We start from the raw sequence: 22,737 nt of genomic DNA on the forward strand, positions 1-22,737 counted from the left end.
GCACTTAGAATTATGCGGTATTGCCTATATTATATCCTCAAAAGATTTAAGCGCCAAATAAGCGCCTAATGCAAAGTGTTTTGCTAAGATGTATCTGAAAACAAAGAAAATGACGGATATTTCGCAAACACAAGCAGGATGTAAGGCAAAGAGCCGCAGGAATCCTTTGTGGATTCCAAGGCTTTTTAACGCAAAATCCCGCTGCGTTTGTAGAAATAGACGATAGTTTCGACTTTTCAGGTACACCCTAACATAAAAAGAAAAGCAACGACAAACATAACGTTTAATCGTTGCTTTTCTTGGTGCGCTGGAAGGGACTCGAACCCCCGGCCTTCTGATTCGTAGTCAGACACTCTATCCAGCTGAGCTACCAGCGCATCTTATTCAGTTCACAGGCGGTTGGCGGAGCGCCTAACCTCAAGTGCTCATTTATTATAGCATACGGCAGCGGAAAGTCAAGGACTTTTTTTGATTTTTCTAAAGAAAACTTGTTTTGAACGATAGTGCGACAAACTATTTTGTAACAAGCCGCACATGGGCGTTGCGGTGCAAAAGGGTGCCGGGCAGGGGATCCTGCGCGGTGATGGTGCCCTCGGTCAGATTGGAGGGGGTCAGAGTGGGCAGCAGCTCCACAATGGCAAGGCGGCGGCGCGCTTCGTCGACCGACATGCCCAGCAGGGACGGCACCTGGCGGAACGGGTCTGGTACGGCACGGGCAACGGTAAGGGTAATACAGTCCCCGGCTTCCAGTGCGGTGCCGGCGGCAGGAGATTGCAGAATAACGGTATCGGCCTGCAGGGTGGGATCGTTGCGGATATAATCGACGGAAACGGTAAAACCGGCGTCCCGCAGGGTCTGGATGGCATCGGAACGGTTCTGGCTTTTCAAATCCGGTACGGTGATGGTGTTTGGCCCTTTGCTGACGGACAGTATGAGTTTTTGCCCCTGTTTGACGGTGCTGCCCGCGGTGGGCTTTTGGGCGATGACGATGCCTTCCGCTTGGGCAGAGTAGCGGGTATCCCACACGATGGAAAGCTGGGCGGCGCTCTGTTCAACCTGGGCCTGCTGCCAGTCCATGCCAGACAAATCGGGGACGATGACTTCCCGCCGGATGGAAAACATGGGGTTGGTGCTTTGGGACAAAATGACAGTGATGGCAATGCCAGCTGCCACAACAGAAAGCAGCGCCAGGCAGGCGAGAACCCGCAGCGGGGTAAGGGAAAGTGAATGGTGAGAAGCAGGCATGGAGGTTACCTCGCTTAATACAGCTTATGAAAGATACATATTGTATAAATGATAATAAAAATACATATGGCAAACAAGAAGGATCCGGCGGAGAACAGGCAGGACCTTTTACAGATAGGAATCTTGTCTCTTTGGGTTCAGTATAGCACGCGGAACATGGGGCTGCCAAGTGCGAAGAGAAAATCAGACAAAACGCAAATAGGTTTGTTCATCGGGGGTGAGGTGTTTCATTTTGACGGGGACTATGATATAATAAAAACAAAAATATGTACAAGGCAATACCGCATAATTCTAAGTGCCGATACGGCGAGCGAGGTGCGGCAGCTGCTAGGCCAAAAGCGCAGATAATACTGGATGTCTTATCGAGCATTTTGGCAACGCAGATGCCGTGCCGCAGCCGTCGGAGCGGTGCTTAAGCCGTAAGGCGGGAATTGTGCGGTGTTGCCACAAATAAAAGTGCGCAATGTGTCGAAAAAAGGTGTCTTTCTCTTATAGAGTATGTAGGGGTGGATAACGTTTCTCGAAAGTGTATCTGAAAACAAAGAAAATGACGGATATTTCGCAAACATAAGCAGGATTTTGCGTTTGTAGAAACAGACGATATTTTCGACGTTTCAGATACACCCTAATAATTCAACGAATGAAAGTCATTCGCTGGGCTGCTCACAGGGTAAATGGTATCGGGCGCACAATGCGCCCCTGCAAAAAATTTTTTGACAGTCTGAAATTGCGGTACTTTCTGTATTTTATATGCAGCGGTTTGTGTTGGCCCTGTTCTGAACAGGGACGGTAAAACCGTTGGCTGGTTGGATGGTACGGTTAACATATAAGCAAAGCAAAAATACAAAATAAGGCGGGAACCATATGAAAATTGCAGTTGCGGGTACAGGCTATGTGGGTTTGTCAATTTCGTGCCTGATTGCACAGCACCACACGGTTTGTGCGGTGGATCTGATCAAAAGCAAGGTAGACAGCATCAACAACAGGAAGTCCCCCATTCAGGATGAATACATTGAAAAATACCTGGCGGAAAAGGACCTGGATCTGACCGCCACGCTGGACGGGGAAACGGCTTACCGCGATGCGGATTTTGTTGTGATTGCGGCGCCGACCAATTATGACAGCAAGACCCAGCACTTTGATACCTCTGCGGTGGAATCTGTCATCGACCTGGTCATGAAGGTGAACCCCAATGCGGTTATGGTAATCAAATCTACCATTCCGGTTGGCTACACGGAGCAGATCCGCAAGAAAACCGGCAGCAAGAACATTATGTTCAGCCCGGAGTTTTTGCGGGAAAGCAAAGCGCTGTATGACAACCTGTACCCTTCCCGCATTATTGTGGGCACCGACCCCAACGACCCGCACCTGGTAGAAGCCGCCCATACATTTGCCGGGCTTTTGCAGGAGGGGGCCATCAAGCAGGATGTGGATACCCTGTACATGGGCTTTACCGAAGCCGAGGCGGTCAAGCTGTTTGCCAATACCTATCTGGCGCTGCGCGTGGCCTATTTTAACGAACTGGATACTTATGCCGAAAGCAAGGGCCTGAACACCAGAGATATCATTGATGGCGTTTGCCTGGATCCGCGCATTGGCAGCCATTACAACAACCCCAGCTTTGGTTACGGTGGCTACTGCTTGCCCAAAGATACGAAGCAGCTGCTGGCCAATTATACCGATGTACCGGAAAATCTGATCGGTGCAATCGTGGAAAGCAACCGCACCCGCAAGGATTTTATTGCGGACCGTGTGCTGCGCATGGCCGGGTACTATGATTACGGTGAGGAGTGCGACTATAATGCCGCACAGGAAAAGCCGGTGACCATCGGGGTATACCGCCTGACGATGAAGAGCAACAGCGATAACTTCCGCCAGAGCTCCATCCAGGGCGTGATGAAGCGCGTAAAGGCAAAGGGGGCAACGGTGATCATCTATGAGCCGACGCTGAACGATGGGGAAACGTTCTTTGGCAGCAAAGTGGTGAACGACCTGGAACAGTTCAAGGCAATGTCCCAGGCAATTATTGCCAACCGGTACGACAGCGTGCTGGACGATGTGAAAGAAAAGGTATACACCCGCGACATTTTCCGCCGGGACTAAAAAGCAATAAACAAGACATGGGGCATTGCAAAGCGCATGCCCCATATTTTAACGAGGAAGCAAAATGATAGGGTTGGGAACGATCATCAACGTGGATGCAGAAAAAACGCGGCAGTATTATCAGACCATGGGGCCGGGGGAACTTTGCAGCTGCAATGACTGCAAAAATTATTGTGCACGGGTCAAAGCAGCCTACCCGGTGGCAGCGGAATACCTGGCGGGGCTTGGCGTGGAGATTGAAAAGCCGCTGGAAACATCCCCACTGGAACCCGGTGCGGACGGAATGATGGAATACTGCGCCTGCCAATATGTTGTGCTGGGCAGCTGCGAGGAAAACTACCGCCATACAGTTGGCGGGGTGGAAGTGTGCAAGGCAAGGTTTTACCCTGAAACGGGTGTGAAAGAGGAACATTTTGTGCTGGAACTTTCGCCAATCCGGCTGAAAGGGTGGCAGGAATAGGAGAGCTGGGGCTGCGAACCGCTGAGTTATAAATGGCAGAAAGAACAGGAGGAGCAGGCAATGAATATCACGGTATATCTTGGCGCAAAAGGGGGCAATGACCCGGCGCTGAAACGGGCAGTGCAGGAACTGGGACAATGGATTGGCCAAAGCGGGAACGCGCTGGTGTATGGCGGCTCCAAAACCGGGCTGATGGGCGAAATTGCCAAAAGCGTTCTGGATGCGGGCGGAACCGTGACCGGCGTGGAGACCACCCTGTTTATGCAGGATGACCTGCAATATGACGGTCTGACGGAGTTGATCGTGACGGAAACCATCACCGAGCGCAAGACTGAGATGATCAGGCGGGGCGATGCGTTTATTGCGTTCCCCGGCGGAACGGGTACGCTGGAGGAGATCGCCGAAGTCATGTCCAAGGTATCGCTCAAGCAGCTGGATGCTCCCTGCGTTTTGTACAACCTGAATGGCTATTATAACGGTCTGAAAACCCTGCTGGATCATATGATCGAAACCGGGCTTTCGACAAAAGAGCGGCAGGAAGGAATCTGGTTTGCGGAGAACCTGGAGCAGATCAAGCAGATTCTGAAAGCATAAAAACGCCGAAATATCACCGTACGCCGCACAGCACTTGACAATACCGCTGCGGCGGGGTAATATATTGATACCAAATGCAGTGCGGGGGAGTTCCGCGGGCAGACGTTCTTTCCAGAGAGCCGGGGCAGCTGAAAACCGGCAGGGCGTGCCCGGCGGTTTGTCGCCCCCAAGCAGGGCAGGCGAACCGCCGTGTGCGCAGTAATCTGCTTCGTTTCGCCCCCGTTACCGGGCGGTCAAGTGGCTTACCTTTATATAAAACATATATAAAACGGCAGGCAATTTGGGTGGTACCGCGGTACTGAACATGTTTTGGAACATCGTCAGGCCGTCCCATGTTTACAACATCATGGGGCGGCCTGATTTTTTATTTCCGTCCCGCACATCAAGGAGGGCCATCATGGCAAAAGAACTCGCCAAGCAGTATGATCCCAAAGGCACAGAGGATCGAATTTACCAGGAATGGTGCGATAAGGGCTATTTCCACACCCAAATCGACCGCAGCAAAAAGCCGTTCACCATCGTAATGCCGCCGCCGAATGTTACCGGCCAGCTGCACATGGGCCACGCCATGGACGAAACCTGGCAGGATATCCTGACCCGCTACAAGCGCATGCAGGGCTATGCCGCTTTGTGGGTGCCGGGCACCGACCATGCTTCCATTGCCACCGAAGCCAAGGTGGTTGCCGCCATGCGCGAGGAGGGCCTGACCAAAGAAATGTTGGGCCGCGATGGCTTTTTGGAGCGCGCCTGGGCATGGAAAAACACTTATGGCAGCCGCATTGTCAGCCAGCTGAAAAAGCTGGGCTGCTCCTGCGACTGGCAGCGTGAGCGCTTTACCATGGACGAGGGCTGCTCCGACGCCGTGAAAGAAGTGTTTGTGCGCCTGTATGATAAGGGCCTGATCTACCGCGGCAACCGCATGGTGAACTGGTGCCCCCACTGCAACACTTCCATCTCTGACGCCGAAGTGGAATACGAGGAGAAGGACGGCAGTTTCTGGCACCTGCTGTACCCGGTCAAGGAGACCGGTGAGATGCTGGAACTGGCCACCACCCGCCCCGAAACCATGCTGGGCGATACCGCCGTTGCCATCAACGGCGAGGACCCGCGCTATACCCACTTGCACGGCTGCCATGTCATTCTGCCGCTGCTGAACAAAGAGATTCCCATCGTGTGCGATGAGCACGCCGATATGGAAAAAGGCACCGGCGTTGTGAAGATCACCCCCGCCCATGACCCCAACGACTTCGAGGTCGGCAAGCGCCATGACCTGCCCATCATCCGCGTGCTGACCTATGACGGCCACATGACCGGCGCTGATGATAAGGCTGCCGCCGATGCCCTGAAAGCCAGTGGCCATGCTTCCGCCGATGAGCCGGACGTGCTGGACTGCGGCAAGTATGCCGGCATGACCGCCGCCGAAGCCCGCAAGGCCATTGTGGCAGACCTGCAGGAAGCCGGCTACCTGAAAGAGATCGAGCCGCTGAAGCATGAGGTCGGCACCTGCTACCGCTGCCATACCGTGATTGAACCCATGGTGTCTAAGCAGTGGTTCGTCAAGATGGAACCCCTGGCCAAGCCCGCCATTGAGAGCGTGGAAAAGGGCGAGATCAAGTTTGTGCCGGACCGCTTTACCAAGAACTACCTGAACTGGATGCGCGGCAGCCGCGACTGGTGCATCAGCCGCCAGCTGTGGTGGGGCCACCAGATCCCGGCATGGTACTGCGCTGACTGCGGTGCAACCACCGTTGCCAAGTCTGCCCCCACAGCCTGCCCGCACTGCGGCAGCACCAACCTGACCCAGGACCCCGATACCTTGGATACCTGGTTCAGCTCTGCTTTGTGGCCGTTCAGCACCCTGGGCTGGCCGAATGAGAACGCCGAGGATTACAACTACTTCTACCCCACCAACACGTTGGTGACCGGTTATGATATCATCGGCTTCTGGGTTTCCCGCATGATCTTCTCCGGCCTGGCCTACACCGGCAAGGCACCGTTTGACACCGTGCTGATCCACGGCATTGTGCGTGACAGCCAGGGCCGCAAGATGTCCAAATCTCTGGGCAACGGCATTGACCCGCTGAAAGTTATTGACGAGTACGGCGCCGATGCCCTGCGCATGATGCTGATGGTGGGTTCTACCGCCGGCAACGATATGCGCTACAGCGATGAGAAAGTGACAGCAAGCCGCAACTTTGCCAACAAGCTGTGGAATGCTTCCCGCTTTGTGCAGATGAACCTGCCGGAGGACTTTGAGCCGGGCATGCCCGCCGAAGAACTGCTGGATATGAGCGATAAGTGGGTGCTTTCCGAACTGGCACGCACCGCCGCCGAAGTGACCGCCAACCTGGATAAGTACGAGCTGGGCCTGGCTGCCGAAAAGGTGGAAAACTTTATCTGGGATATCTACTGCGACTGGTATATCGAAATCTGCAAGTCCCGCCTGAACGGCGAGGATGCCCAGCAGGCAGACACCGCCCGCAAGGTGCTGGTGTGGGTGCTGGATAAGGCGCTCAAGCTGCTGCATCCCTTTATGCCGTTCATCACCGAGGAGATTTACCAGGCATTGCCCGGCAGCGCCGAGACCATCATGACCCAGGAATGGCCGGACGCCGGCAAGATGACCGCCTGGCCGCAGGAATGTGCCGACTTTGAGGTGCTGATGGACTACATCAAGGCAGTGCGCACCATCCGCAATGATATGAACGTGCACCCGGCCAAAAAGACCAGCATGACCATCGAGACTGCCAACCCGGCAGCCTTCCAGAAAGGCGGCGCTTACCTGGCACGCTTTGCCTTTGCAACGGATGTTGCCCTGACCGAAAAGTACACCGGCACCACCGATGGCGTTGTGACCGTTGTTACCCCGGCCGCCCGCGGTTTTATCCCCATGATGGAGCTGATCGACCGCGAAAAGGAACTCAAGCGCCTGCATAAGGAGCTGGAAAAGGCCGAGAAAGAAGCCAATATGTTCCGCAACCAGCTGAACAACCCCAAGTTCGTGGAGCGCGCCCCCGAAAAGCTGGTCAACGAAACCCGCACCAAGCTCGCCGCCAGCGAAGATAAAATCGCCAACATCAACCAGTCTATCCAGGCATTGGGCTGATAAGCGATAGCGCCGTTCACATTATAATAAGGGCAACACCGCACAATTCCCGCCTAGCGGCTTAAGCACCGCTTCGGCGGCTGCGGCACGGCATCTGCGTTGCCAAAATGCTCGATAATGTCGGGTTGCGGTACCCGCATCGTGCTTCGGGGGCAAAAGCCCCTCGCACTCTGCGACCGCTGCCCCTGCTTCGGTTCGCTGTTTCCGCCACTGGCGGCGCTCACCTTTGCAGCATCCAGTATTATCTGCGCTTTTGGCTTAGCAGCTGCCGCACCTCGCTCGCCGTATCGGCACTTAGAATTATGCGGTATTGCCTAAGATGAATACACCACGCCCGCAGCCGGTTCCAAAGACCAGTTGCGGGCGTGGTGATTTTTGTATAGGGAAGAATATGACGGATACAATTTTGCTTCCGGAATGGTCAAGACCGTTCCCTACAGAAATGGTGAAGATTGCGGCTAAAAAATAAAAGATAATGCCTAATCTCTACCTCCAATTCCTCATTGCTCATTCCTCATTCCTAATTTCTAATTATTGAGAAAACTCCTAACTCCTACTTCCTAACTCCTAACTTGCAATTTCCGTTCCCGGAAAATAGTACCCCAAAATGTCCTCCCAACCCGCGCCGCCTTCGGCCATGGCTTTAGCGCCATATTGGCTCAGGCCAACCCCGTGGCCGTACCCGCGTGTGGTGATGACAAACTGCCCGCCGCGCCAGGCAATGGCAAAGCAGGTGCTGCGCAAATCAAGGGCCTTGCGCACCTCCAGCCCGCTCACCATTTGGCCGCACAGCTCCAGCGTGCGCACATACCCGGCTTTGTCCCAGGTAGAAGCACCGACCCAGCTTTCGGGGGAATCATCGGGGGTAAGGCCCAATTCTTCCAGCGCGGTGCGTACCTGCTCGGCGCTGTACTGAATGGTCACTTCGTACCCATCGGCAAACTTATCCCATGCGGAATCCACGCCGCATAAGTAAGGCAGCTGGCCGCCCCACACGTTCTGGCTGGCTTCGGTGTGACCGCTGCTGATGGCATGGTAGCAGGCAGCGGCAGGCTGTCCGTTGTACAAAAGCACCGCCTGCCCGGTACGGGCGGCAAGAGATTGCAGGCGCTGCATGTTGGCGGCGTAATCACTGCCCCAGCGGCTTTGCAGAACCTCGCTGCTGGTCCAGCCGCTGCACAAAGCGCTGTTGGCGGTAAAGCTCTGCCCCTGAGCGGATAAGTACAACGCATAGCTGCGGCTGGCAACCATCTGGGCCAACAGGGCGTCATCCGGCCAGGTTGCGGGCATCTCGCAGGCGGCAGCACCGACCATAAAATCCACAGCGGAAAGGGTGAAGTCGGAATCGCTGGCTTCATCATGCAGGGTGATGGTTTGGGGGAATGTGGGTGCAGCGGAAGGCGCGGCAGTGCTTTCCGGCTGTGCTGCCGCAGTAGGCGCGGCGGACGGCGTAACCGTGGGGGCAGCCTGTACCGGAACACTGGGGAACAGCAGGCAGAGAAACGGCACCGCAGTGCTTAACGCGGTAAGCAGGGCGGCACAGAGCAGTGTGCGCTTCAAAACGGCAGATCCCTCCATTCCGGCAGGTGCGGCGCACGGCAAAACCTTGCATTTTGCCGCGGAGAACCGTATAATAAATAGCACTGGCGGGGCTTGTCTTGCATCTTGACCCCGGAGCCTGTTACCATTGTATTCGCCGCAAGGGGGATTTATGCCCGGCGGGAAAGGCTGTCCTATGAAAAAATCAAAGAACAAATATTCGCCGTGGCCGGCGGTAGCGCTGTGCCTGGTGTTTTTGGCGCTGCGCATTGTGGATCTGGCACTGTTTACGGACCCAGAAACCAGTTTTCCCACGGTGGGACCCTCGGCGGCGCGCTGGGGGGCCGCGCTGGTTGGCGCGGCGGCGCTGCTTGTGATGGGCCGCAGGGCGGATGAAAAAATTGCCCCCGGCAGAAAAAGCCTGATGGGTGTTATGATGGCGGTAACGGGGACTGTGCTGGTACTGGCGGGGCTTTCGCAGCTGTTGAGCGCCGCAGTGGTGTGGCCCAGCATGGTGCTGCTGACGGCGGCGGGCGTGTGGTTCTTCGCTATGGGCTGGCGGGTTCTTTCGGCCCCGGAAGGGCGTGGAACCGCCATGCCGCCCAACGCCGTACAGTGCCTGATCCCTACGGCGGCGCTGTTGTGGGTGCTGATCCAGCGGTTTTCCATCATCCCGGCGGCATCGGCGCGGCTTGGCTGTACCTTCCGGGTGCTGGGGGCGCTGGGCGCGCTGCTTTGTGTGGGGATGCTGTGCAAGCTGCTGTATGTTCCCGGCGGTACCTATGGCTGCACGGTGCAGCAGTACGGCAGCCTGGCGTTTTACTTTGCAACCTGCCACGAACTGCCGCAGGCCATCTTTGAGCTGGTGCGCGGCAGCGTCTCTGAACAAACCCTGCTGACCAGCCTGGCCATGGGCTGCATTGGCCTGTGCGGGCTGGCGGCCATGCTTACCACGGTCCCGCGCAGTAACCCGACAAAAAAAGATAAGGCAGACTGAACCGATCCTCCAGCAGCTCCTGCGTGCTGGGGGATTTTTGTATGCGGCAGCCGGGACAAAGGGGCAAAAATGCAGCCGCGGCAAACTGTGCTCCGCTGTCAAACACCACAGCCCCGCCGCTTTGCCGGGCCAGCGCCTGCCACAGCGGCAGCACCCCGGCGGGGGCACCGCCCCGCAGGCAGAGCAGCACAGCGCGGGAACGCGGCTTTACTTCCAGCACCGCCTGCCCGCCGCAGGCCAAGACAGGGCGCAAGGCTTCCAGGACGGCGGCCTGCACCAGTGCCGGGCGCGCTGGAACAGGGCAGGTGATCCCCGACGGGAACATGACGTACAGCCAGCCGGGGCGGCGGCGCACGCATTGGGTCAGTGCCCCGGTCAGTGTTTGCAGCGTGCCGCATAATTCGCACCCCGCACCGCCCGGCTGGGCCAGCAGCTCCTGCACGGTCTGCGCCCGCAGCTGCGGCAGAACCAGCTCCGGCCCAAGCCCGGCCAGCGCCCGGCGGGCGGCTTCTTCCGCCAGGGCGGCGCGCCGGGTGGGGAAACGTGCAGAAGGTGGAACCATGGCAGCAGCCTCCGTGTGGTGATAAATGGGGCAAAACCTGTGGCATTTACCCCGGCGCGGTGCCGGGGCAAGGATAGTATGCCCGAAAAATACCGCCAAAGGCCATACAGTTATTGACAATACGCCAAATTGGCGTTGAAAACCGCTGCTTTTTTTGCCCAAAACATAATTTTTGCTCAATTTGCGTTAAAATAATAACAGCCCCTCTTGCAGTTTTGGCAGGAATGGGGTACAATAGAATCAAACCGGAAAGCGGCAATAAGCCGCTTGGGTGGGGCGGGTTCAACCCCGTTCCGAATATAAAATCTTTGGGAGGATTTTACTATGGCTGTTAAAGTTGCTATCAATGGTTTTGGCCGTATCGGCCGTCTGGCTTTCCGTCAGATGTTTGAGGCTGAGGGCTACGAAGTTGTTGCCATCAATGACCTGACCAGCCCCAAGATGCTGGCTCACCTGCTCAAGTACGACACCGCTCAGGGCTCTTTCCTGGGCAAGATCGGTGAGAACAAGCACACCGTCGAAGCTACCGAGGATTCCATCATCGTCGATGGCAAGGAGATCAAGATCTACGCCATTAAGGACGCTAAGGATTGCCCGTGGGGCGAGATCGGCGTTGACGTTGTTCTGGAGTGCACCGGCTTCTACACCAGCAAAGAGAAGAGCATGGCTCACATCGCTGCTGGCGCTAAGAAGGTCGTTATCTCTGCTCCTGCCGGCAACGACCTGAAGACCATTGTCTACTCTGTCAACGAGAAGACCCTGACCAAGGATGACCAGGTTATCTCTGCTGCTTCCTGCACCACCAACTGCCTGGCTCCTATGGCCGACACCCTGAACAAGACTTTCCCGATCGTTTCCGGCATCATGACTACCGTTCATGCTTACACCGGCGACCAGATGATCCTGGACGGCCCGCAGCGTAAGGGCGACCTGCGCCGCGCTCGTGCTGGTGCTCAGAACATCGTTCCTAACTCCACCGGCGCTGCCAAGGCTATCGGCCTGGTTATCCCCGAACTGAACGGCAAGCTGATCGGCTCCGCTCAGCGCGTTCCCGTTCCCACCGGCTCCACCACCATCCTGGTTGCTGTCGTTAAGGGCAAGGACGTCACCAAGGAAGCTATCAACGCTGCTATGAAGGCTGCTGCTTCCCAGAGCTTCGGCTACAACGAGGATCCGATCGTTTCTTCTGACGTTATCGGCATGAAGTACGGCTCCCTGTTCGATGCCACCCAGACCATGGTCGCTAAGATCGACGACGACACCTATCAGGTTCAGGTCGTTTCTTGGTACGACAACGAGAACTCCTACACCAGCCAGATGGTTCGTACCATTAAGTACTTCGCTGAGCTGTAATAGAGATCTTCCCAACAAAATAGCGTGAAATTAGCAGTTGGCAAAATGTTACTGCGTGCGCCGGGTTCCGGCGGGCAGCAGGCAACCCCTGTTGAGCAATAACAACTGCCAACGATTGCCGTGGGTACCCTGCGGCAGACTGAATACACGATAGAAAAGCCCCTTCCGGCTGTGAATGCAGCGGGAAGGGGCTTTTTGTATGAGAAATTTCAAATCAGTACTTCAAACAGACCGATCATCAGCGGCATGGTGAAGATTGACAAAAGCGTGCTGAGAACATACAGTGCGCTTGAATGTGCCGCATCACGATTGTACAGCTGAGCCATGGAAGTGACAGTTGCACAGGAGGGTGTGATGGCAGAGAGATAAACTGTCATCAAAATTGCCTTGCCATCGGAAATCCAACCTGCTGCATGTACCACCCGGAGTAATAAAAGAACAATTACAGGAACCACCAGCAGACGAAGCACAACAGGGAGGTAGTTCCGCAGTGTGCAAAATACCTTTTTCAGCGGGACCTCTGCGATTGCCATGCCGGCCAGCAGCATTCCCATAGGTCCAATCATATTTCCTACGCTGCTGAGTGTGCTCACGATTGGCGCTGGCAAAGAAATGTGCAACAGATACAAGAGCGCTCCTGTCACAATCGCAATCAGGTTGACATTGGTCAGGATCTTTTTCCATTCCAACTTGGTACTCCCTTGCAGGCAGGCGCTTGCGTGGGTCCAAAGTAAAATCAACTGCACGATGACAAAGGCGCAAGAGTATACAACATACTCACTGCCAAGTAAAGCTTGTACCAACGGAATAACCAATGCTGCCGCATTGCTGTAGATGATGTTGACTCTCTCGACTGCATCCAATTTCAGCGGCTTGCGTATCACTGTATCGAACGCCAGAAAGACAACGTGCATCCCCACGGCAATCGCCATCGAATACAGAAGCCCAGCACGAATTTCAGGAGTATCATCAATCTGAAACGCATTCAGAACTACGCAAGGCATAATCAGATACACAAAAACAACAGAGAGCACCTTGCTGTCAGAGGGCTTTAGCAATTTGGCCTTGACCACAATGTACCCCATCAGCAGGACAATGAATAGTTGAGCAATCTGCTCCATCAGCAAAAGACTAACTTCCATACAAATCCCTTCCTTCATCTTGTCCGCACTATCGTACTCTTTTAAAGCTCGATAGTCAATACGCAGCTTGATGGAAATTCCCGGGAAGATATGATAACCTTTTGACTGTGTGTATGCAGCCGAAATGAAGTTTGCCTATTCTGGCAAAAATATGATTTTTTGATATTTTAGGGCAATACCGCATAATTCTAAGTGCCGATACGGCGAGCGAGGTGCGGCAGATGCCAAGCCAAAAGCGCAGATAATACAGGATGCTGCAAAGGTGAGCGCCGCCAGTGGCGGAAACAGCGAACCGAAGCAGGGGCAGCGGTCGCAGAGTGCGAGGGGCTTTTGCCCCCGAAGCACGATGCGGGTACCGCAACCCGACATTATCGAGCATTTTGGCAACGCAGATGCCGTGCCGCAGCCGCCGGAGCGGTGCTTAAGCCGCTAAGCGGGAATTGTGCGGTGTTGCCTTAGATAAAAATCAGAAAAAACACTTATAAATATACCAAAAATATCTATACATCGTTTAAGAAAACTGCTAAGATATACGTAGAGCACCTTATGAAATCATAAAAGATAGTGAAAGTGTGGGGGGCTGTGTATGAAATACAGCGTGGTGATTCCGCTTTACAACAAGGAGCATTACATTGCCGGCACCCTGCGCTCCGTTCTGACACAGACATTCCTTGATTATGAAGTGATCGTGGTGGATGATGGTTCAACCGACAACTCTTTGCAGGCTTGCAAAACAGTGCAGTCAGATAAAATCCGGATTGTACAGCAGGCGAACCAGGGCGTATCTGCTGCACGCAACAAGGGCATTGAGCTGGCGGCGGGGGAGTACATCTGCTTTCTGGATGCTGATGATACCTGGCATCCGGATTATCTGCAAAATATCGAAACCATCGTGCAGAAATATCCCCAAAGTGATATCTTTGTTACGGCTTACCGTGTAATATATGCCAATGGCCGCTGCAAGGAATCGCGCAGACTGCCGCAAGCGAATGGCTGTTTGCCTAGCTACTGGGAAACACTGGGTAAGGGCTATGATTTTGTCTGGACCTCCGCCACAACGGTGCGGCGCACGGCACTGTTGGCAGCGGGTGGGTTCCGGCTGGGTGAAAAAATCGGGCAAGATCTGGATCTTTGGGCGCGATTGGCGAGAAATAACCCGTGTGTTGCCTATGCCTCCCGTGTTTGCGTGGATTATAACCGTGGGGCAGAAGCCAACGCCAGAACACGGGTAAAAGTGGCCCACGCCAAGGCATTTATGCAGGATTTGGAAGAGGAACTGAAGAATCCGAACCATAGCAAAGCCGAGATTGCGGCGATCCAGAGAAAATACGATTTAAAGATGACAGTTTATATTTATACAAGCCTGATTGCAGGGCAGAAACACCAGGCAAAGCAGGCGCTGAGCAGTTGGAACGGCAGGCCGAACCTGCGGAATGTTTTGTTGCGTACGGGCCTTTGGTGCGCGGCACTGCTGCCGGCCGGGATCAACGCGGCCGTCTACCGGGCACGGCTGGCTTTGTTTTGAAATAGCATGATAGAAAAAATGAGTGTTTACCTTGTGCTTTGCCTGCTGCTTGCCTACCCGGCGCGCCTCTGCGTGTTGGCACGGCGGCAGGGCAGGAGCGCGCAGCGTGTAGCACTGGCCATGTCCTGTGTGGTGCTGTGGTTTTTTATGGCAATGCGGGCACAGACTGTTGGTGTCGATACCAAGTATTATGTCTGCATTTATCAACAATTCCCACAGATTTCGTGGAAAGAACTGTTTACCGCCCAGCTTTACCCAACGCCCCGCCGGACATGGGAATTGGACTTGGAACCTGGGTACCGCCTGCTGAATAAGCTCCTCAGCATTTATTTGTCTGCGCCACAGTGGATTACAGTGGCAAACAGTGCGCTGATTATAGCGCTGCTTTACCGCTGGCTGCGGCGGGAATCCCCCAATGCTATGCTGAGTATCTGGCTTTACCTTACGCTGGGTGTTTATCAGACAGAAATGAATGTGGCCCGCAATGCGATTGCAATTTTACTGGGTTATACGGCATTCCACTGGATCAAGGAGCGAAAACTTGCGCCGTACTTTTTGCAAATTCTGATGGCAGTATCGTTCCACAAAAGTGCAGTGGTCTTTCTGCCGCTGTATTGGTTGGTGAACCGGCGGTGGAAATATCGCCATGTGTTGTACTGTACCATGGCAGCTTGCATCTTGGGCGCAGCATATCCGGTTGTGGCGGGGCGCGTGGCAAATTTGCTGCCCTATGCGCTGGCAAAATATTTTACGAAGAACAACAGCAGAATGGAATCCGTTGCGGTTGGTGCGTTTTATGCTCTGCTGGTTGCCTTTGTTCTTTACAAAATGACACCAGAGGAATGCAAAAAGCTGGAATCCAAGGAACCGCAGGGACTATTTCTCACAATGGCGGCACTTTCGCTGTACGGGCTGAACCTTGGGCTAGCCTCTGCGGCGCGGATGGCTGCGTTGTTTGGGCCGTACCTGATCGTATTGCTTCCACGCATGTTGGAGTATATAAACTGCCCGCGCAGACGGGCTGCGACAATCCAATGGTTGGCAGTGGCGGCGGGCCTCCAATATGTTTTGCGGCTGCTGATAAATAATATTGGCGGGACGATGCCGTATCAGTTTTTCTGGGCAGCATAGTTCTGGTATGGAGAAAATATTTTGAGTATCGTTTTTCTACTTAGTGTAATATTAAAAGGGCTTGGTGCAGTGCTGGAAGTGCTGCTGCAGGTTATGATCACCCGGATGCTGGGCCTTGCGGGATACGGAACTTACTCTACCTGGGTCAGTGCGGCGGATCTTGTGTACTGGGTATTGTTTTCCGGTATTACGAAATGCAATACTTTTTACTTATCAAATAAGGGAACAGAGCTGCGCCGGTTCAAGGCAAAATATTACAGCTGTTATGTGCTGCCAGTCCTGACGACATTAGCGTTGGTACTGGCATTGGAAAAAGGACGGGGCGGTTACACGGTCATAGCACTAATTACCGGGATGGAACTTCTGGTAATGGACCATAGCAGCACAATGATGGCGCAAGGCCAGCCGGGATGTGCCTTATTCGGAGAGTATGTGCTGGGAAGACTGTTCCTTGCATTGGGAACACTGGTTTTATATAAAACGGAAAGGCTCTCGCTTGGCACACTGCTGGCGCTGTATGTGATACAATACGCGGGAATCCTGGTGCTTTTCCTGATAAAGCGGGACAGAGAACCCCGGAGGGATATCTCGAAGGAACTTTCTTTGCGCAAATGGGGGAGCTATCAACGGGCGGATCTGATACAGGCGTTGATTTCGCAAATGCCAATCCTTTTGCAGTACTTTTTCACAGGCGCGTTTGAAGCGGGAATTGTCAGTGTAGTGCTGATGGTAAAAAAGCTTGTCAACTTCATCTCTGGTCCAACAGCAAAAGTGTTTCTGCCAGAATTTTCGCGCATGTATCATGCAGGGGATAAAGCGGGAATCAAGCAGTGCTATGCGTCCATTATGCGGATTCAAATGTTATTTGCCGGCAGTATGGCAGTTGTGCTGGTGGGCTATCCGCAGGTGCTGCTGTCGATTCTGGCGGAAGAGCTGTTGCCTTACACCAAACAGTTTGTTGGGTGTGCGCTGGTGTTTATTTTGATTGCGACACTTGGACCCTGCAGCGGGGTGCTGCAAATGACGGGTAACGAAAAGAAAGATAACCTGTATCGCGAAGCTGCACTGGGGGTTATGCTGGTGCTGCTGTTTGTTATGCGGGGCAGCCGGTTGGTGATGCTGTATGCACTTTGTGTGCAGGCGCTGCTGGAAGGGGTGGTGAAATACTGGTATGTCTGCCGCTGGATGCAGGGGAGTGCCGTTAAGCTGAAGACTTACTGTATATGGTGGGGCGTACCGGCTGCAGTAATTGCGGGCGGCTGCTTGCTGCATTTGCAGCATTCTGCACTGGCGATGCTATTGGCGGCAGGGGGGACATTTGCTTTTGGATTGGTGTGCGAACTGCGGCCCGGAGGGTGCTTGCATGGATATTGGGAAGGGCTAAAAAAGAAGTTTGAAAAAACTTGAAAGAAATTTTGAAAAAGGTGTTGACTTTAGGCGAAAGTGTGGTATTATAAATAAACTGTCGCGCAAGACAGCAGCTCTTCAAAAGCTAAATAAAAGCGATGTACCAGCAAAAACGCAACGGGGAACCGGATAGCGTGCGGGAGAAAAGCTTTTAAAAAGGCGTTTGGAAAGCTCAAAAAATATCGAAAAAGTGCTTGACAAAAAGTACGACCTTTGATATAATGATTGAGCTGTCCGAGAGGAGAGCAAGCAGGACCTTGAAAATTGAACAATACTGAAACTTGTGGAACCTTAAACGTGATGGAAAATCACGAAAAACAATTCCAAAGCCGAGAGATCGGCAAACAAGTAATTCATATAGGACGCAAGCGATTGTGTCTGAGTGAAGTTGATTTAACACTTTATGAGTGATAAATACCATTTATAAAGAGTTTGATCCTGGCTCAGGACGAACGCTGGCGGCGCGCCTAACACATGCAAGTCGAACGGAGCTTAGAGAGCTTGCTTTTTAAGCTTAGTGGCGAACGGGTGAGTAACGCGTGAGTAACCTGCCCTAGAGTGGGGGACAACAGTTGGAAACGACTGCTAATACCGCATAAGCCCACGGTACCGCATGGTACTGAGGGAAAAGGATTTATTCGCTTTAGGATGGACTCGCGTCCAATTAGCTAGTTGGTGAGGTAACGGCCCACCAAGGCGACGATTGGTAGCCGGACTGAGAGGTTGAACGGCCACATTGGGACTGAGACACGGCCCAGACTCCTACGGGAGGCAGCAGTGGGGGATATTGCACAATGGGGGAAACCCTGATGCAGCGACGCCGCGTGGAGGAAGAAGGTTTTCGGATTGTAAACTCCTGTCGTTAGGGACGATAATGACGGTACCTAACAAGAAAGCACCGGCTAACTACGTGCCAGCAGCCGCGGTAAAACGTAGGGTGCAAGCGTTGTCCGGAATTACTGGGTGTAAAGGGAGCGCAGGCGGGAAGACAAGTTGGAAGTGAAAACCATGGGCTCAACCCATGAATTGCTTTCAAAACTGTTTTTCTTGAGTAGTGCAGAGGTAGATGGAATTCCCGGTGTAGCGGTGGAATGCGTAGATATCGGGAGGAACACCAGTGGCGAAGGCGGTCTACTGGGCACCAACTGACGCTGAGGCTCGAAAGCATGGGTAGCAAACAGGATTAGATACCCTGGTAGTCCATGCCGTAAACGATGATTACTAGGTGTTGGGGGATTGACCCCCTCAGTGCCGCAGTTAACACAATAAGTAATCCACCTGGGGAGTACGACCGCAAGGTTGAAACTCAAAGGAATTGACGGGGGCCCGCACAAGCAGTGGAGTATGTGGTTTAATTCGAAGCAACGCGAAGAACCTTACCAGGTCTTGACATCCGATGCATAGCACAGAGATGTGTGAAATCCTTCGGGACATCGAGACAGGTGGTGCATGGTTGTCGTCAGCTCGTGTCGTGAGATGTTGGGTTAAGTCCCGCAACGAGCGCAACCCTTATTGCCAGTTACTACGTTAAGAGGACTCTGGCGAGACTGCCGTTGACAAAACGGAGGAAGGTGGGGATGACGTCAAATCATCATGCCCTTTATGACCTGGGCTACACACGTACTACAATGGCGTTAAACAAAGAGAAGCAAGACCGCGAGGTGGAGCAAAACTCAAAAACAACGTCTCAGTTCAGATTGCAGGCTGCAACTCGCCTGCATGAAGTCGGAATTGCTAGTAATCGCGGATCAGCATGCCGCGGTGAATACGTTCCCGGGCCTTGTACACACCGCCCGTCACACCATGAGAGCCGGGGGGACCCGAAGTCGATAGTCTAACCGCAAGGAGGACGTCGCCGAAGGTAAAACTGGTGATTGGGGTGAAGTCGTAACAAGGTAGCCGTATCGGAAGGTGCGGCTGGATCACCTCCTTTCTAGGGAGTCAGACGAAAGATCTAGCAGGTCTAGATGTTTCGGACAGGTTAAAGTAAGTTTCAGTTATTGTTCAATTTTGAGGGCCTTGCAAAAGGAAACCTCAGGTAAGACGAAGAAGCGACACCCGATCGCGATGGCGTGGGGGTATAGCTCAGTTGGGAGAGCACCTGCTTTGCAAGCAGGGGGTCAAGGGTTCGAATCCCTTTATCTCCACCATTTGGGCTGATAGCTCAGCTGGTTAGAGCACTCGGCTGATAACCGAGAGGTCGATGGTTCGAGTCCATTTCAGCCCACCACGGGGTTCACCTAGTGATGGGGGAACCCACAAAGTCTTACGACATGTACCTTGAAAACTGAATATAGAACTGCGAAATAAGATTTTGATCAGAGTCTAGAGATAGACGAAGATCCCCAAGTAAAATTAATTAGCTAACTGATAAAGTTAGGGAACAATTTCACCAAGCGGTAAAAAATCTTGTTGGCAAATGGAGAATCAATTGAGAAAACGGTCAAGCTAAAAAGGGCGCAAGGTGAATGCCTTGGCACTGGGAGCCGATGAAAGACGTGGTAAGCTGCGAAAAGCTTCGGGGAGGAGCAAACATCCATTGATCCGGAGATATCTGAATGGGGCAACCCAATGGAGTTCATACTCCATTATCCAATACTGAATCCATAGGTATTGGAAGGGAACCGCCTGAACTGAAACATCTAAGTAGGGCGAGGAAGAGACATCAAACGAGATTCCGTAAGTAGTGGCGAGCGAACGCGGAAGAGGGCAAACCGAGAGGAGAAATCCTTTCGGGGTACGGACTGCTTTTAAGACTGGAAGAGTTAACAGAATGGCATGGGAAGGCCAACCGAAGAGTGTGAGAGTCACGTAAGTAAAAATTCTGACAGCTGCGCAGGATCCAGAGTACGGCCAGACACGTGAAACCTGGTCGGAACATGGGGGGACCACCCTCCAACCCTAAATACTACCCAGTGACCGATAGCGTATAGTACTGTGAAGGAAAGGTGAAAAGGACCCCGGGAGGGGAGTGAAAGAGAACCTGAAACCTTGTGCCTACAAGCACATAGAGCCCGTCAAAGGGTGATATGGTACTTTTTGTAGAACGGTCCGGCGAGCGATTGTACGTTGCGAGCTTAAGGTCTTAAGGACTGGAGGCGTAGCGAGAGCGAGTCTAAACAGGGCGTTTAGTAGCGTGCAATGGGCCCGAAACCGGGTGACCTACCCATGATCAGGCTGAAGTGAAAGTAAAATTTCATGGAGGGCCGAACCGACCTCCGTTGAAAAGGCGGCGGATGAATTGTGGGTAGCGGAGAAATTCCAATCGAACTCGGAGATAGCTGGTTCTCCCCGAAATAGCTTTAGGGCTAGCCTCATGTTAGATATCCGGAGGTAAAGCACTGAATGGCCTAGCGTCCGAGAGGATAGCGAAGCCTATCAAACTAAGAATGCCGGAATATTGATGCATGGGAGTCAGACAGTGTGAGATAAATCTCATTGTCAAAAGGGAAACAGCCCAGATCTACAGCTAAGGTCCCAAATTGTATCTAAGTGGAAAACGATGTGGAAATACGCAGACAACCAGGATGTTGGCTCAGAAGCAGCCACTCATTTAAAGAGTGCGTAATAGCTCACTGGTCGAGCGTCTCTGCGCGGAAAATTTAACGGGGCTAAGATACAAACCGAAGCTTAGGCTGCACTTTTAGTGCGGGGTAGGGGAGCGTTGTGTAAGCGGAGAAACAGTAGCGGAAGCGGCTGTGGAGTTTACAGAAGTGAGAATGCCGGAATGAGTAGCGCGAATGATGTGAGAATCATCATGGCCGGAAACCTCAGGTTTTTGGAGGAAGGTTCGTCCGCTCCAAGTTAGGCGGGAGCTAAGGTGAGGCCGAAAGGCGTAGCCGATGCACAGACGGTAGAGATTCCGTCCCCACCGAAAGATTTAAGCGCAGGGACACTTTTAGAAGGTCGGAGCCAGGTGTTGGTTCTGGTAGAGATCGAGGGAAGATTAGTACCGAAGTCCGGCTGGATAAGAGGCGAGAAAAGCTGCGTGTATATCTAAGGTGCCCGTACCGCAAACCGACACAGGTAGGTAGGAAGAAGATTCTAAGGCCAACGGGAGAAGGGTTGTTAAGGAACTCGGCAAGTTGACCCCGTAACTTCGGAATAAGGGGTGCTCATGAAAGTGAGCCGCAGAGAATAGGCCCAGGCAACTGTTTACCAAAAACACAGGTTTGTGCTAAATCGAAAGATGACGTATACGAGCTGACGCCTGCCCGGTGCTGGAAGGTTAAAAGGAGATGTGCAAGCATTGAATTGAAGCCCCAGTGAACGGCGGCCGTAACTATAACGGTCCTAAGGTAGCGAAATTCCTTGTCAGGTAAGTTCTGACCCGCATGAAAGGCGTAATGATCTGGGCACTGTCTCAACAGCCCGCCCGGCGAAATTGTAGTACCGGTGAAGATGCCGGTTACCCGCGACAAGACGGAAAGACCCCATGGAGCTTTACTGTAGCCTAATATTGGGTTTCGGTGTTGCATGCACAGGATAGATGGGACGCTAGGAAGTGAGTGCTTTGGCATTCATGGAGCGGCCGTTGGGATACCATCCTTGCGACATTGGAATTCTAACCTGCGCCTTTGAATCAAGGCGGGGGACATTGTTAGGTGGGCAGTTTGACTGGGGCGGTCGCCTCCTAAAGAGTAGCGGAGGCGTTCAAAGGTTGGCTCGTCCTGGACGGAAACCAGGAGAGAGAGTGCAAACGCAAAAGCCAGCCTGACTGCGAGACTGACGGGTCGAGCAGAGACGAAAGTCGGAGTTAGTGATCCGGTGGTATGTGAGTGGAAATGCCATCGCTCAACGGATAAAAGTTACCCTGGGGATAACAGGCTGATCTCCCCCAAGAGTCCACATCGACGGGGAGGTTTGGCACCTCGATGTCGGCTCATCGCATCCTGGGGCTGTATTCGGTCCCAAGGGTTTGGCTGTTCGCCAATTAAAGCGGTACGCGAGCTGGGTTCAGAACGTCGTGAGACAGTTCGGTCCCTATCTGTCGTGGGCGCAGGATATTTGAAAGGCGCTGTCCCTAGTACGAGAGGACCGGGATGGACGAACCTCTGGTGCACCAGTTGTCACGCCAGTGGCACAGCTGGGCAGCTATGTTCGGATCGGATAAACGCTGAAAGCATCTAAGCGTGAAGCCGGCCTTAAGATAAGATATCCCACTGAGATAATCAGGTAAGACCCCTTGAAGACTACAAGGTTGATAGGCACAATGTGTAAGTGGCGTGAGTCATTGAGCAAGCGTGTACTAATAGGTCGAGGGCTTGACCCCATTTTCGATTGATACTTCATTTGCTGAAAGCAGTTCGATATTCAGTTTTGAAGGTATATGCCTTCTAAGAAGAGAAGCTGACGTTGGTCAGGGTATGGCCGGTGTCGATGACGGTGAGGAACCACCTGTTCCCATTCCGAACACAGAAGTTAAGCTCACTTGTGCCGAAGATAGTTGGCTGGAAACGGCCTGTGAAAATAGGTAGATGCCGGCTTCTCTTAAAAAGCAAGCAGCCCACGGGCCGAGCGGAAAGCCCGGTTCGTGGGTTTGCTTTATTAAGCACCATTAGCTCAGTTGGTAG

13 protein-coding genes, 3 tRNA genes and 3 rRNA genes are annotated in these 22,737 nt (G+C 53.3%); 14 read left to right on the top strand and 5 right to left on the bottom strand.

Features of this window, described 5'->3' with window-relative positions:
• Window positions 1-300: 300 nt before the first annotated feature.
• Window positions 301-377, bottom strand: a tRNA-Arg gene (locus PG062_RS11860).
• A gap of 136 nt (window positions 378-513) precedes the next feature.
• Complete coding sequence (locus PG062_RS11865; RefSeq protein ID WP_270752444.1) at window positions 514-1,245, bottom strand: PASTA domain-containing protein; 732 nt, start codon at window positions 1,243-1,245, stop codon at window positions 514-516.
• Window positions 1,246-2,109: 864 nt separating this feature from the next.
• Between PG062_RS11865 and PG062_RS11870 the strand changes: the two genes are divergently transcribed.
• The 4 genes from PG062_RS11870 to PG062_RS11885 all read left to right on the top strand — a co-directional run bounded on the left by PG062_RS11870 (window position 2,110) and on the right by PG062_RS11885 (window position 7,508).
• Complete coding sequence (locus PG062_RS11870) at window positions 2,110-3,348, top strand: nucleotide sugar dehydrogenase (RefSeq protein ID WP_270752445.1); 1,239 nt, start codon at window positions 2,110-2,112, stop codon at window positions 3,346-3,348.
• A 64-nt stretch (window positions 3,349-3,412) separates the two neighbouring features.
• Window positions 3,413-3,808, top strand: a complete 396-nt coding sequence (locus tag PG062_RS11875; RefSeq protein ID WP_270752446.1) for a hypothetical protein — start codon at window positions 3,413-3,415, stop codon at window positions 3,806-3,808.
• Window positions 3,809-3,868: 60 nt separating this feature from the next.
• Window positions 3,869-4,402 (top strand): LOG family protein, encoded by a 534-nt coding sequence (locus tag PG062_RS11880; protein WP_270752447.1) that lies wholly within the window; start codon window positions 3,869-3,871, stop codon window positions 4,400-4,402.
• Window positions 4,403-4,799: 397 nt separating this feature from the next.
• On the top strand, window positions 4,800-7,508 hold the full coding sequence (locus PG062_RS11885; RefSeq protein WP_270752448.1) for a valine--tRNA ligase: 2,709 nt from the start codon (window positions 4,800-4,802) through the stop codon (window positions 7,506-7,508).
• Window positions 7,509-8,075: 567 nt separating this feature from the next.
• Here PG062_RS11885 and PG062_RS11890 read toward each other — a convergent pair.
• A complete protein-coding gene (locus PG062_RS11890) occupies window positions 8,076-9,068 on the bottom strand; it encodes a SpoIID/LytB domain-containing protein (RefSeq protein WP_270752449.1) in 993 nt (330 codons plus the stop codon).
• 175 nt (window positions 9,069-9,243) lie between these two features.
• Between PG062_RS11890 and PG062_RS11895 the strand changes: the two genes are divergently transcribed.
• Complete coding sequence (locus tag PG062_RS11895; RefSeq protein WP_270752450.1) at window positions 9,244-10,044, top strand: hypothetical protein; 801 nt, start codon at window positions 9,244-9,246, stop codon at window positions 10,042-10,044.
• Here PG062_RS11895 and PG062_RS11900 read toward each other — a convergent pair.
• Window positions 9,995-10,606, bottom strand: a complete 612-nt coding sequence (locus PG062_RS11900) for a hypothetical protein (RefSeq protein WP_270752451.1) — start codon at window positions 10,604-10,606, stop codon at window positions 9,995-9,997. The genes PG062_RS11895 and PG062_RS11900 overlap by 50 nt on opposite strands.
• Window positions 10,607-10,930: 324 nt before the next feature.
• On the opposite strand from PG062_RS11900, the gene gap reads away from it, so the two are divergent.
• Entirely contained in the window at window positions 10,931-11,959 is a 1,029-nt protein-coding gene (gap, locus tag PG062_RS11905; RefSeq protein ID WP_270752452.1) for a type I glyceraldehyde-3-phosphate dehydrogenase, read from the top strand.
• Between the two features lie 209 nt (window positions 11,960-12,168).
• Here the strand turns inward: gap and PG062_RS11910 are convergent, their stop codons facing one another.
• Window positions 12,169-13,101, bottom strand: coding sequence for an AEC family transporter (locus tag PG062_RS11910; protein ID WP_270752453.1), 933 nt, complete (start codon window positions 13,099-13,101; stop codon window positions 12,169-12,171).
• A gap of 586 nt (window positions 13,102-13,687) precedes the next feature.
• Between PG062_RS11910 and PG062_RS11915 the strand changes: the two genes are divergently transcribed.
• From PG062_RS11915 to rrf, 8 genes are all read left to right on the top strand, one after another.
• Entirely contained in the window at window positions 13,688-14,626 is a 939-nt protein-coding gene (locus PG062_RS11915; RefSeq protein WP_270752454.1) for a glycosyltransferase, read from the top strand.
• A gap of 18 nt (window positions 14,627-14,644) precedes the next feature.
• The gene (locus PG062_RS11920) at window positions 14,645-15,757 is read left to right on the top strand and encodes an EpsG family protein (RefSeq protein ID WP_270752455.1); all 1,113 of its coding nucleotides are present in this window, start codon (window positions 14,645-14,647) and stop codon (window positions 15,755-15,757) included.
• 21 nt (window positions 15,758-15,778) lie between these two features.
• On the top strand, window positions 15,779-17,164 hold the full coding sequence (locus PG062_RS11925; RefSeq protein ID WP_270752456.1) for a lipopolysaccharide biosynthesis protein: 1,386 nt from the start codon (window positions 15,779-15,781) through the stop codon (window positions 17,162-17,164).
• A 420-nt stretch (window positions 17,165-17,584) separates the two neighbouring features.
• Window positions 17,585-19,097 (top strand): 16S ribosomal RNA (locus PG062_RS11930).
• Window positions 19,098-19,238: 141 nt separating this feature from the next.
• Window positions 19,239-19,314 (top strand) — tRNA-Ala (locus tag PG062_RS11935).
• Window positions 19,315-19,317: 3 nt separating this feature from the next.
• Window positions 19,318-19,394: transfer RNA gene (locus PG062_RS11940), tRNA-Ile, on the top strand.
• A gap of 211 nt (window positions 19,395-19,605) precedes the next feature.
• A 23S ribosomal RNA gene (locus tag PG062_RS11945) occupies window positions 19,606-22,436 on the top strand.
• A gap of 97 nt (window positions 22,437-22,533) precedes the next feature.
• A 5S ribosomal RNA gene (rrf, locus tag PG062_RS11950) occupies window positions 22,534-22,650 on the top strand.
• Together the 16S, 23S and 5S rRNA genes with 2 tRNA genes alongside form the textbook arrangement of a ribosomal RNA operon.
• Window positions 22,651-22,737 lie beyond the last annotated feature (87 nt).

It is taken from the genome of Gemmiger qucibialis, from assembly GCF_027689445.1.
Lineage (GTDB): Bacteria > Bacillota > Clostridia > Oscillospirales > Ruminococcaceae > Gemmiger > Gemmiger qucibialis.

Coding starts and splice junctions, on each gene's coding strand:
- PG062_RS11885 (WP_270752448.1), top strand. CDS start 4,800: ATGGCAAAAGAACTCGCCAAGCAGTATGATCCCAAAGGCACAGAGGAT.
- PG062_RS11915 (WP_270752454.1), top strand. CDS start 13,688: ATGAAATACAGCGTGGTGATTCCGCTTTACAACAAGGAGCATTACATT.
- PG062_RS11900 (WP_270752451.1), bottom strand. CDS start 10,606: ATGGTTCCACCTTCTGCACGTTTCCCCACCCGGCGCGCCGCCCTGGCG.
- gap (WP_270752452.1), top strand. CDS start 10,931: ATGGCTGTTAAAGTTGCTATCAATGGTTTTGGCCGTATCGGCCGTCTG.
- PG062_RS11875 (WP_270752446.1), top strand. CDS start 3,413: ATGATAGGGTTGGGAACGATCATCAACGTGGATGCAGAAAAAACGCGG.
- PG062_RS11895 (WP_270752450.1), top strand. CDS start 9,244: ATGAAAAAATCAAAGAACAAATATTCGCCGTGGCCGGCGGTAGCGCTG.
- PG062_RS11920 (WP_270752455.1), top strand. CDS start 14,645: ATGAGTGTTTACCTTGTGCTTTGCCTGCTGCTTGCCTACCCGGCGCGC.
- PG062_RS11880 (WP_270752447.1), top strand. CDS start 3,869: ATGAATATCACGGTATATCTTGGCGCAAAAGGGGGCAATGACCCGGCG.
- PG062_RS11910 (WP_270752453.1), bottom strand. CDS start 13,101: ATGGAAGTTAGTCTTTTGCTGATGGAGCAGATTGCTCAACTATTCATT.
- PG062_RS11865 (WP_270752444.1), bottom strand. CDS start 1,245: ATGCCTGCTTCTCACCATTCACTTTCCCTTACCCCGCTGCGGGTTCTC.
- PG062_RS11870 (WP_270752445.1), top strand. CDS start 2,110: ATGAAAATTGCAGTTGCGGGTACAGGCTATGTGGGTTTGTCAATTTCG.